Here is an 11,305-nt window from a genome sequence, read left to right on the forward strand (position 1 = left end):
CAAGATACAACACATCGTTTGCCGCTGCGTCCGTGTCACGTACTGTACAAACGCAAACCCGTTGTGCATTTTTGCGCACCCTGCGCGGCGATCAGCTGGGCCGTCTTCTCGGCGATCATCAGGGTGGGCGAATTCGTGTTGCCGGAAGTGATGAAAGGCATGACGGAAGCGTCGACCACGCGCAGGCCGTGCACGCCCTTGACCCGCAATTCGCTGTCGACCACCGCCATCGGATCCTCGCGCCTGCCCATCTTGCAGGTGCCGACCGGGTGGAAGATCGTGGTGCCGATCAGGCTGGCAGCCTCGGCGAGTTCCTCTTCCGTGCGGTAGTGCGGACCCGGCTTGAATTCTTCCGGCCGGTACTTGGCCAGCGCCGGCGAGGCCACGATGCGCCGGGTCAGCGCCAGCGCCTGCGCCGCCACTTGCCGGTCTTCCGGCGTACTCAGGTAGTTCGGCGTGATTTTCGGCGGCGCGTAGCTGTCGTTCGAGGCGGCGCGTACGTGGCCGCGCGAGCTCGGGCGCAGGTTGCAGACGCTGGCGGTGAAGGCGGGAAAGCCGTGCAGCGGGTCGCCGAACTTGTCCAGCGACAGCGGCTGCACGTGGTATTGCAGATTCGGCGACACCTGGCTCGCGTCGGAACGGGCGAATGCGCCCAGCTGGGACGGCGCCATCGACATCGGTCCGCTCTGGAACAGCATGTATTCCAGGCCGATCTTCGCCTTGCCGAACCAGCTCGAGGCCGTCGTGTTCAGCGAGGGCGCGCCGGTGATGCGGTAGACCATGCGCAGCTGCAGATGGTCCTGCAGGTTTTCGCCGACGCCCGGGGAATCGACCAGCGGTTCGATGCCCTGCCTGGCCAGGCTGACGGCTGGGCCGATGCCGGACAGCTGCAGGATGTGCGGCGAGCCGATCGCGCCGGCGGCAAGCAAGGTTTCGCGGCGCGCGCTGGCGCTGAAGGCCCGTCCGCCGCCGGTAAATTGCACGCCGCGGCAGACCTTGCCCTGCTCGGTCGCTTCGATGAGCAGCTTTTCCACGTGGCAGCCGGTCATGATGGTCAGGTTCGGGCGCTGCGAAGCGGGTTTCAGGAAGGCCTTGGCCGTGTTCAGGCGGATGCCGCGGCGCTGGTTGACTTCGAAATAGGCACAGCCGGCGTTATCGCCGCCGTTGAAATCCGCAACTTTCGGAATGCCGTTCTGGGCGGCCGCCTCGCGGAAGGCATCCAGGATTTCCCAGGACAGGCGCTGGCGCTCGACCCGCCATTCGCCGCCGCTGCCGTGGATCTCGCTGGCGCCGCCGTGATGGTCTTCGCTCTGCCGGAACAGGGGAAGCACGTTTTCCCAGCGCCAGGACGGATCGCCGCTGACCTCGGCCCAGCGGTCGTAATCGCCGGCCTGGCCGCGCATATAGATCATGCCGTTGATCGAAGACGACCCGCCCAGCACCTTGCCGCGCGGGTAGATCAGCGAGCGCCCGGCCAGTCCGGGATCGGATTCGGTGCGGAACAGCCAGTCGGTGCGCGGATTGTCGATGCAGTAGAGATAGCCGACCGGAATGTGGATCCACAGGTAGTCGTCCTTGCCGCCTGCCTCGATCAGCAAGACCTCGACATCCGGCTTGCGGGTCAGGCGGTTGGCGAGCACGCAACCGGCTGTGCCGGCGCCCACGATGATGTAGTCGTATTCCCCTGCCGATTCCACGCTGCCCCCTCCATGTCACACGGTTGATGCTTCGCTTCATCAAGCTTACCAGATCGTCAAGCTGCGGCAACTGTGGATAAGCTTTTGTATATCCACAGGTACGGAATGTGCGAAAACCGCACTTTCCGCACAGCGGAATTTTTTATCCATATTTTCCACCAGGCACATACAAGGCAGGTCCACCGCCTTATGCGGCGCGTAAACGCCTGATCTTGTGGACAAAACCGGGTTTATCCACAGATGAGACCCCCCGTTAACTATTACCACTATTCTGTATACATACTTTTGGGGGTAAACCTGAGGACCCTTTCCAAAAAGCCGGCCCTGGCCGAAAAAAAAATTTTCGACTTCGGCCAGGCCACAGCACGACGACTCACCCGGCTTCGACCGCAACGACTGGTAAATGATCCAGTCTTGCCGACCATTTCCTGGCTAAAAAAATTTCCGACTCCGGCAACGCCGCCTCAGCGTCCGAAAAAACCGGCTTCGACCATGCCCGCAAACACCGAAACCATCCGCTCTGTGGACAAACCCATGAATATCCACAGGAGCGAATGTGCGAAACCACCCGACTTGGCCACAACCGGTTTTTTGTCCAGTTTTGGTCCCCGCCGGAAACAAGCCTTGTTCAGCAGCTTCGATCACAGGTAAACCCTTGAGCATGTGGAGAAAATCGGCCTTATCCACAGATCCGGCAGCGTTTACTATCACTACCAATTTATATATCTATTCAAGTTAACTAAAACAAAGAAGCGACTCTGCGTGGACAAGACGGAAAAATCGCGCTTCGCTGTCGCTGGCGACAGATGGCAAGGCCGCTACTCGGCAAACGCCCGATTGGTCTACAGGAAGAACGAGATGCGGCGTCCATCGCAGGGAATGGCGAATCTGGACTGCAGACAAGGAAGAGCGAGCAGGAAAGATGACGAGACGACGCGAACGCCAGCGGACCAGGCAAACGCGGCCGCTGCACAGCCGTTTCTGCTGAAGCTTTTGCTGAACCACATGCAAAACTGGCAAGTTCAGCTGCCCAATCAGCTGCAAAACCACCTCGTCTGTGGAAAAACGCCTGCATATCCACAGCGGCAAATGTGCAGAAGCCAGTTTTTTGCTGGCCAAAGCGTTTTTGTCCAAGATCGGTTCAAGCTGGATACAATGTTTTTCCAGCTCATCCGGCAGCACGTAAACCGTTGACGCTGTAGACAAATCTCCTCTTATCCACAGCAGAAGCGGCGTTTACTATCTACTACCAGTTTTTATATACATCTTGTTTTATTAAAACACTGGGCAGCAAAACCGCCGTCAACCCGCCATCCAGGCCATCCAGGACAGAAAAAACATGCGATTAGGGATCATCAGTGCCTTGCACGAAGAACAGCAGGGGCTCGTAGAAGCCATGGAAGGGCCCTACAAGCTCATCCACGGTATGCGTGAGTACTGGGTAGGAAAACTCTGGGAAATCGACGCTGTGGCCGTTCTATCGCGTATAGGCAAGGTTGCGGCTGCCATGACAGCCACCACGCTTGTGGAGAAGTTCGGAGTTACGCACATCCTCTTTACCGGTGTGGCCGGTTCCGGCGATGCTTCGGTGCGTGTCGGCGACATCGTGGTGGCCGAATCCCTGGTCCAGCACGACATGGATGCGAGTCCACTGTTTCCGCGTCACGAGGTACCGTTGACGGGCCTGAGCCATTTTTCCAGCGACCTCCAGATGGCGCTGGAACTCGGTCATGCCGCCCAGTACTTCCTCGAGCGTGATCTCGTCCAGGCCATCGATGCCCAGGAAAGGGCCGTATTCGGGCTACAGGCGCCGCGGGTGCACCGTGGTCTCGTCGGTAGCGGCGACCAGTTCGTCAGCCACAGGGAGCGTATCCGGGCCCTTGGCGAGGCTCTGCCGGGTCTGCTGGCGGTGGAAATGGAAGGCGCCGCGGTCGCGCAGGTGTGTTTCGAGCTGGGCATCCCCTTCGGCGTGATCCGCACGATTTCCGACAATGCCAATGAAAACGCGGCCACCGACTTCATGCGTTTCGTGAAGTCGGTGGCCGCGCAGTATGCCTTTTACATCGTCAGGCAGTTCTGTCAGGCGAGCAATCAGGCCAACAGGGTGTCGGCCGGCACGTAGTCGTAGCCGAGGTCTTTCGCCACCGCCGCATAGCTCACCTTGCCCTGGCAGACGTTCAGGCCGTTTTTCAGGTGCGGATCGTCGCGCAGCGCCTGCCGCCAGCCCTTGGTGGCCAGCGCGACCGCATGGCCGATGGTGGCGTTGTTCAAGGCGAAGGTCGAGGTGCGCGCCACCGCGCCCGGCATGTTCGCCACGCAGTAGTGCACCACGCCGTCGACCACGAAGGTCGGATCGGTGTGCGTGGTCGGATGCGAGGTCTCGAAGCAGCCGCCCTGGTCGATCGCGACGTCGACCACCACCGCGCCCTTCTTCATGCGCGAAACCATGCTGCGCGTCACCAGCTTCGGCGCCGCCGCACCGGGCACCAGCACGCCGCCGATCACCAGGTCGGCCGTCAGCACTGCTTCCTCGATCGCGTGGGCGTTCGAGTACAGGGTGGCGATGCGGTTGCCGTAGACCAGGTCGAGCTGGCGCAGGCGATCGACGTTTTTATCGAGAACGGTGACCCGGGCGCCGGTGCCGACCGCCATCTGCAGCGCATTCGTACCGACCACGCCGGCGCCGATGATCACCACGTGGCCCGGCGCCACGCCCGGCACGCCGCCCAGCAGCAGGCCCATGCCGCCCTTCGATTTTTCCAGGTGGCTGGCGCCGGCCTGGATCGACATCCGTCCCGCCACCTCGCTCATCGGCGCCAGCAGCGGCAGGCCGCCCCCGGGGCCGGTGATGGTTTCGTAGGCGATGCAGACGGCGCCCGACTTCACCAGGGCCGCGGTCTGCTCCGGATCCGGCGCCAGGTGCAGATAGGTGTACAGGATCTGGCCTTCGCGCAGCATCGCGCATTCCTGTGGCTGCGGCTCCTTGACCTTCACGATCATGTCCGCGCGCGCAAAAATCTCCTGCGCGCCGGCGACGATGCTTGCGCCCGCCGCCACGTATTGCTCGTCTGTCAGGCCGATCTCGGCCCCAGCGCCGGCCTGGACCAGGACCTGATGTCCACGCGCCACCAGTTCGTGGACGCTGGGCGGGGTCAGGCCGACGCGATATTCATGGTTTTTGATTTCCTTTGGAACGCCAACTAGCATGTCTACCTCCAAGTTGAACAACTCAAACGACTGCGCATGTGAAAACCGGGGCGTGCGCCCCGGTCATTTCTTCTTATGATTACAAGCTCAGCGTCATCAGGCTTGCGTTACCGCCAGCCGCCGTCGTGTTGACGCACAGGGCCCGTTCTGCCACCAGCCGCCACAGGGCGGCCGGCCGGTCCGGCTGGGTATCGACGATGCCGACGATGGCGCCGGGACGGGCCGCCAGTATCGCCTGCAGATTTCCTTTCAAACCGCGTTCGACCATCGCCATCTGGATCTCGACGCTGTCCAGCTCGGCTTCACCGATGAAGCGCAGGCGCTCCCTCACTTCCGCCGGCAGGGTCGCCAGCACCGGGTCGCGCGCATCCGCCAGCACCATGGCGCGGTTGCCGGTGACCAGCACCGCCGCCAGCTGGTTCAGCAGGCCTTTCGTCTCGCTGGCCGCGCACAGGATGGCGCCGCGCGGCACGAAGCCGAGCACATTGCGCTCGCCGGTCGGGCCCGGCAAAGTGAGGCTGATGCCGTCCAGGGTCGTGGTGGCGTATTGCTCGGCCAGCACGGCGATATCGCCATGGCCGTTCGCCTGCGCCCAGCCCATCAGGGCGTCCAGCGCCGGGTTGCTGTGGCGCGCACGCTGCAGCAGCGATGCGGCTTCCTTCTGCAGGCGCTTCAGGTAGAGCGGACCGCCGGCCTTCGGACCGGTGCCCGATTTGCCCTCGCCGCCGAAAGGCTGCACGCCGACCACGGCGCCGACGATGTTACGGTTCACGTAGATATTGCCGACGTGGGCGCGCGAGACGATGAAATCGATGGTCTCGTCGATGCGCGAATGCACGCCCAAGGTCAGGCCGTAGCCGGTGCCGTTGATGGTGTCGACCACCTTGCCCAGGTCCGCGCGGCGGTAGCGCACGATGTGCAGCACCGGACCGAAGACTTCGCGCTGCAGTTCCGCCATCGAGCCGATTTCCAGCACGGTCGGCGGCACGAAGGTGCCCTGGGCCTCGAGCGCCGCCGGCAGCTCCAGCGCAAAATGGGCCTTGGCGCTGGCCTTGGTACGTTCGATGTGGGCCAGCAGGTTTTGCTGGGCTTCGCGGTCGATCACCGGGCCGATGTCGGTGGCCAGGCGGTCCGGTACGCCGACGCGCAGTTCCTGCATCGCGCCCTTCAGCATCTTGATGGTTTTATCCGCAATGTCTTCCTGCAGGAACAGCACGCGCAGGGCCGAGCAGCGCTGGCCGGCGCTGTCGAACGCCGAGCTCAGCACGTCCTGCACCACCTGCTCCGGCAGCGCCGAGGAATCCACGATCAGCGCGTTCTGGCCGCCGGTTTCGGCAATCAAGGGAATGTCATAGCCTTCGCGCTGGGCGCGTTCGGCCAGGGTGCGGTTGATCAGCTGGGCGACTTCGGTCGAACCGGTGAAGATCACGGCCTTCACACGCGCATCGGAGGTCAGGGCGGCACCCACGGTTTCGCCGCGGCCCGGCAGCAGCTGCAGCGCGCCCGCCGGCACGCCGGCTTCGTGGAACAGCTGCACGGCGCGCCAGGCGATCAGCGGGGTCTGCTCGGCCGGCTTGGCCAGCACCACGTTGCCGGCGGCCAGCGCAGCCGCCACCTGGCCCGTGAAGATCGCCAGCGGGAAGTTCCACGGGCTGATGCAGGTCACCGAACCCAGTGCCGGTGCGTCGCCGTTTTCGCGGATCTCGTTCGCGTAGTAGCGAAGGAAGTCGACCGCCTCGCGGATCTCGGCGATCGCGTTCGGCAGCGATTTGCCGGCTTCGCGCACAGCCAGGGCCATCAGCTCGCCCATATCGCGTTCGAACAGGCTGCCGACCCTGGCGATGATGTCGGCGCGGGCGCCGGCGCCCAGGCCCTCCCAGGCAGGGAAGGCTTGCGCGGCCGCCTGCAGCGCGGTGTCGACGTCGGCGACCGTCGCTTCGGTCACCTGGCCGACGATATCGGCCGATTGCGCCGGGTTGATCACGTTGACGGCGCCCACGGCATTCAGCGGACCGTCGACCAGCGGCGCTGCCAGGTACTGGCGCCGCGTGGCAAGCTCGGCCGCCAGGGCGCGCAGCACGTCTTCGTTGGCCAGGTCCAGGCCGGCGGAGTTCTTGCGCTCGGCGCCGTACAGGTCGAGCGGCAGCGGAATGCGCGGATGCGGCAGGCATTTGGCGGCGCGCGCCTGCTCGAAGGGATCGGCCAGCAGGGTGTCGATCGGCACGCTCTCGTCGACGATCTGGTTCACGAAGGACGAGTTGGCGCCGTTTTCCAGCAGGCGGCGCACCAGGTAGGCCAGCAGGGTTTCGTGCGAACCGACCGGCGCGTAGATGCGGCAGGCCTTACCGAGCTTATCGGCGCCCACGACCTGGTCGTACAGGGTTTCGCCCATGCCGTGCAGGCACTGGAACTCGTAGTTCGACACACCGTCGGCCTTGGCCCAGGTGTAGATCACGGATAAGGTGTGCGCGTTGTGGGTCGCGAACTGGGCGTAGATGACGTCGGTCGCGGCCAGCAGCTTTTTCGCGCAGGTCAGGTACGAAACGTCGGTGTACACCTTGCGCGTGTAGACCGGATAGCCGGGCAGGCCGTCGACTTGGGCGCGCTTGATCTCGGCGTCCCAGTAGGCGCCTTTCACCAGGCGCACCATGAACTTGCGGCCGCTGCGGCGCGCGAGGTCGACCACGTAGTCGATCACGAAGGGGCAGCGTTTTTGGTAAGCCTGGATCACCAGGCCGATGCCTTCGAATCCAGCCAGTTCGGCGTCGAAGGCCAGCGCTTCCAGCATGTCCAGCGAAATCTCGAGGCGGTCGGCTTCCTCGGCGTCGATATTGATGCCGATGTTGTACTGCTTGGCCAGCAGCACCAGTTTTTTCACGCGCGGCAGCAGCTCTCCCATCACGCGGGCGTATTGTGCGCGGCTGTATCTCGCGTGCAGGGCCGACAGCTTGATCGAGATGCCCGGACCGTCCTTGATGCCGCGGCCGTTCGAGGCCTTGCCGATCGCGTGGATCGCGGCTTCGTAGGAGGCGTAGTAGTTCTCGGCGTCGAGTTCCGTCAGCGCCGCTTCGCCCAGCATGTCGTAGGAGTAGCGGTAGCCGCGGGTTTCATTCTCCCGGCTGTTCTTCAGCGCTTCGGCGATGGTCTGGCCGGTCACGAACTGGTTGCCCAGCATGCGCATGGCCATGTCGACGCCCTTGCGGATCAGCGGTTCGCCGCCCTTGGCGATCAGGCGGGTCAGCGCCGAACCGAGACCCTTTTCGCTGCTGCTCGAGACCAGCTTGCCGGTGATGAGCAGGCCCCAGGTGGCGGCGTTCACGAACAGCGACGGTGATTCGCCTAAGTGCTTCTTCCAGTCGCCCTTGCTGATCTTGTCGGCGATCAGACGGTCGGCGGTGTCGCTGTCCGGAATGCGCAGCAGGGCTTCCGCCAGGCACATCAGGGCCACGCCCTCTTCCGACGACAGCGAGAATTCGTGCATCAGCGCGTCCACGCCGGAGGAGCGGGTGCGCTTTTCGCGCACGGCCGAGACCAGGCGGTGCGCCAGCATATAGGCGTCGGCGGAAGCGGCTGCGCCCTGGGACAGCAGCCATTCGACGGCCTGGGCCTCGTCGCGGCGGTAGGCGGCGGTGATCGCGGCGCGCAGCGGGGTCTGTTCGCGTTTGGTCTCGGCCTGCAGGGCGTCGAAGGGAACGAAGGTGATGGCCGGGGTGGCGGCAATGTTCATGGAAGTTCTGGGAAAAAGAATAAAAATCGGGACCGGGCTCACATGTGCAAAGCGCCGGTCCATCGGGCGATGGCCGGCGCAAGCGCAAATGTGAATACATGATTCGATTGTAGAGGGAAATCTTCTGGATTAATTCTGTTTTTACAGAAGACTAGCAATAGATAGTTTTTGGTGAGAGAATTTCACCAAATAATATTTATAGTGGAGAGAGAAGAACATGCTGGACAAGATCAGCAAGAAAATCCTTGCCGAGCTGCAGAACGACGGGCGTATCAGCAACGTCGAACTGGCCGCCCGCGTCAACCTGTCGCCCGCGGCCTGCCTGGAACGCGTGCGCAAGCTGCACGAGTCCGGCTACATCATGGGTTACACGGCCCAGCTGAATCCCGTGCTGCTGGACGTATCGCTGCTGGTTTTCATCGAAGTGGTGCTGGACCGCACCACGCCGGAAGTCTTCGACGCCTTCAAACAGAGCGTCCAGCTGATTCCCGAGGTGCTGGAATGCCATATGGTCGCCGGCGGCTTCGACTACCTGGTCAAGGCGCGCGTGAAGGACATGGCGGCGTACCGGGAGTTCCTGGGCAAGACCCTACTGCAGAAGGGGGTGCGCGAGACGCACACCTATGCGGTGATGGAGGAAGTGAAGAATACGACCAAGCTGCCTATCAAATAAGCAAATCGCTTGTTAGTACCTGCGGCTTCTAAACGTCATCCCCGCTTACTTGAATAACGTCGCCCCCGCGAAGGCGGGGGTCCAAGTTTGTCAGTGTTTCGATAACTCACGCAGAACTTGGGTCCCCGCCTACGCGGGGATGACGGGGTTTAGCGGGAACGCCGCTTAAGCAATCTTCTCCATCTTCACATTCGCCTCCGAAGCCTGCGGCAGCGTCTTCTGCGCCGCAGCCGACATCTGTTCGAGGTTCTTGCGCAGCCAGCGGTGGGCCGGGCTGCGGCCGTCGCGTTCGTGCCACAGCATGTCCAGGTGCACGGCCGGCAACTGGAAGGGCAGTTCGCGCCATACCAGGGCGTCGGCGGCGCCGGTCGAGGCGATCAGGTGCTTCGGCAGCACCGTCACCAGGTCCGAATTGGCGACCACGCGGCCGGCGGTGAAGAACTGGTTCACCGTCAGCAGGATGCGGCGCTCGCGGCCGACCTGGGCCAGGGCTTCGTCGACCAGGCCATGGGCGCGGCCGGAAAAACTCACCAGCAGGTGGTTCGCCTTGCAGTAATCGTCCAGTTCCAGCTTGCCCTGGGCCAGCGGGTGGTTCTTGCGCATCACCGCCACATATTCACCCGAATACAGGCGCTCATGGCGGATCGGCGAGCCGGTTTCGTACGATAACTGGGCCGCCACGCCGGGGAAGAAGCCGACGGCCAGGTCGATGTCGCCGCGCAGCAGCATCGGCCGCGGTTCGCGCGTGGTCAGCGGCACCATGCGGATATTCACCCCCTGCGCTTCCTTTTCGATCGAGCGCACCAGCGACGGCAGCCACAGCGCCGCGGTGGCGTCCGCCATCGCCAGGCGGAAGGTGGCCTGGGCCTTGGAGACGTCGAAGGTTTCCGGCATCACCGCCGCTTCCAGCGCGGCCAGCGCCTGACGCACGGCCGGCCACAGCGCTTCGGCGCGCGGGGTCGGCTTGACGCCGTAGGCGGTGCGGATCAGGAGCTCGTCGCCCAGGCTTTCGCGCAGGCGCTTGATGGCGTTCGACACGGCGGGCTGGGTCATCGCCAGGTGGCCGGCGGCGCGGGTCAGGTTTTGCTCGGTCATGACGGCGTCGAAGACGCGGAGCAGGTTCAGGTCAAGCGTGAGGAAGCTCATGGGGGTCCGTTCTGGGGCTGCGTATGTGATGTTTGCAAGTGTACCCGATTTCCATTCACGATCAATATAAGACTCATCAGAGAACGTGATTAGATTTATATGTTGCGTTGCACTATAGTTACCTCGAACCTTAACGTTGAACATTTTCCTGAGCCATGTCTTTCACTGACGCCCTGTTACAAGCACCGATGACGGCCCTGCCGTTCATGCATCTGTTCACCAGCATGCTCCAGCTGGTCCTGCTGGGTGGGCTACTGATGTTCTTCCGTCCCCTCCTGATCGGCATCGTCCGTGCGCTGGTGCTGGTTGTGCGCCCGCGTCCGTCGAAGGACGAGCTGGCCGCACGCCGCAAGCTGCGCGACGCCAAGCTGGCGCAACAGGCCGCAGTGGCCGTCTCCGGCCCCGCCGAGGTGCGCGCGCTGCGTTCCTGACCAGTTCATACAGAATTTCTCCTTGAACGGCACCCGGGCAACCGGTGCCGTTTTTTTTGGCGCTGTTCGCGCCAAGTGTGGAATCTTTTCTGCAAGCCTGCAGTCCAATGTCGACCTGAACCGTTGACGGAGGCAGCATGCAAGCACGGCAGTTCGAACAGTTCCTGCAACGCCTGTCCTCTCTAACGCGGCGCCAGCGCGACCGCCTGCTCGACCTGCTGCAATCGGCGGCCGGCCTCGACCGTGTACTCGAGATCGTCGAGCAACCCGGCATGCCACTCTGCTGCCCGCACTGCCAGGCCGACAAACCCTATCGCCACGGTCACGCGCACGGACTGCAGCGCTACCGCTGCCGCAGTTGCCATCGCACCTTCAACCTGCTCAGCGGCACGCCGCTGGCCCGGCTGCGCCACAAGGCGCACTG

8 protein-coding genes and 1 pseudogene are annotated in these 11,305 nt (G+C 63.3%); 5 read left to right on the plus strand and 4 right to left on the minus strand.

Features of this window, described 5'->3' with window-relative positions; translation table 11 throughout:
- Nucleotides 1-35 precede the first annotated feature (35 nt).
- A complete protein-coding gene (locus AC1DOP_RS24210) occupies nucleotides 36-1,697 on the minus strand; it encodes a GMC family oxidoreductase (RefSeq protein ID WP_477253811.1) in 1,662 nt (553 codons plus the stop codon).
- 762 nt (nucleotides 1,698-2,459) lie between these two features.
- Between AC1DOP_RS24210 and AC1DOP_RS24215 the strand changes: the two genes are divergently transcribed.
- Together AC1DOP_RS24215 and AC1DOP_RS24220 are read left to right on the plus strand one after the other, a co-directional pair.
- The gene (locus AC1DOP_RS24215; RefSeq protein ID WP_477253813.1) at nucleotides 2,460-2,891 is read left to right on the plus strand and encodes a hypothetical protein; all 432 of its coding nucleotides are present in this window, start codon (nucleotides 2,460-2,462) and stop codon (nucleotides 2,889-2,891) included.
- A 145-nt stretch (nucleotides 2,892-3,036) separates the two neighbouring features.
- On the plus strand, nucleotides 3,037-3,819 hold the full coding sequence (locus AC1DOP_RS24220) for a 5'-methylthioadenosine/adenosylhomocysteine nucleosidase (RefSeq protein ID WP_477253815.1): 783 nt from the start codon (nucleotides 3,037-3,039) through the stop codon (nucleotides 3,817-3,819).
- On the opposite strand, the gene ald is transcribed toward AC1DOP_RS24220, so the two are convergent.
- The gene (gene ald, locus AC1DOP_RS24225; protein WP_477253817.1) at nucleotides 3,789-4,904 is read right to left on the minus strand and encodes an alanine dehydrogenase; all 1,116 of its coding nucleotides are present in this window, start codon (nucleotides 4,902-4,904) and stop codon (nucleotides 3,789-3,791) included. The genes AC1DOP_RS24220 and ald overlap by 31 nt on opposite strands.
- 79 nt (nucleotides 4,905-4,983) lie before the next feature.
- Nucleotides 4,984-8,631 carry a trifunctional transcriptional regulator/proline dehydrogenase/L-glutamate gamma-semialdehyde dehydrogenase gene (gene putA, locus AC1DOP_RS24230; protein ID WP_477253819.1) on the minus strand — a complete coding sequence of 1,216 codons (3,648 nt, stop codon included), beginning with the start codon at nucleotides 8,629-8,631 and terminating at the stop codon, nucleotides 4,984-4,986.
- 217 nt (nucleotides 8,632-8,848) lie between these two features.
- Here putA and AC1DOP_RS24235 point away from each other — a divergent pair, with 217 nt between their 5' ends.
- Nucleotides 8,849-9,304 carry an Lrp/AsnC ligand binding domain-containing protein gene (locus AC1DOP_RS24235; RefSeq protein WP_435570377.1) on the plus strand — a complete coding sequence of 152 codons (456 nt, stop codon included), beginning with the start codon at nucleotides 8,849-8,851 and terminating at the stop codon, nucleotides 9,302-9,304.
- Nucleotides 9,305-9,469: 165 nt separating this feature from the next.
- Here the strand turns inward: AC1DOP_RS24235 and AC1DOP_RS24240 are convergent, their stop codons facing one another.
- Nucleotides 9,470-10,450, minus strand: a complete 981-nt coding sequence (locus AC1DOP_RS24240; RefSeq protein ID WP_442123922.1) for a LysR family transcriptional regulator — start codon at nucleotides 10,448-10,450, stop codon at nucleotides 9,470-9,472.
- Between the two features lie 155 nt (nucleotides 10,451-10,605).
- Here AC1DOP_RS24240 and AC1DOP_RS24245 point away from each other — a divergent pair, with 155 nt between their 5' ends.
- Together AC1DOP_RS24245 and AC1DOP_RS24250 are read left to right on the plus strand one after the other, a co-directional pair.
- On the plus strand, nucleotides 10,606-10,881 hold the full coding sequence (locus AC1DOP_RS24245; protein ID WP_442123923.1) for a hypothetical protein: 276 nt from the start codon (nucleotides 10,606-10,608) through the stop codon (nucleotides 10,879-10,881).
- 275 nt (nucleotides 10,882-11,156) lie between these two features.
- Nucleotides 11,157-11,305 (plus strand): annotated as a pseudogene (locus AC1DOP_RS24250) (transposase); the annotation flags it as partial.

Source organism: Massilia sp. 01N410 (assembly GCF_056399665.1).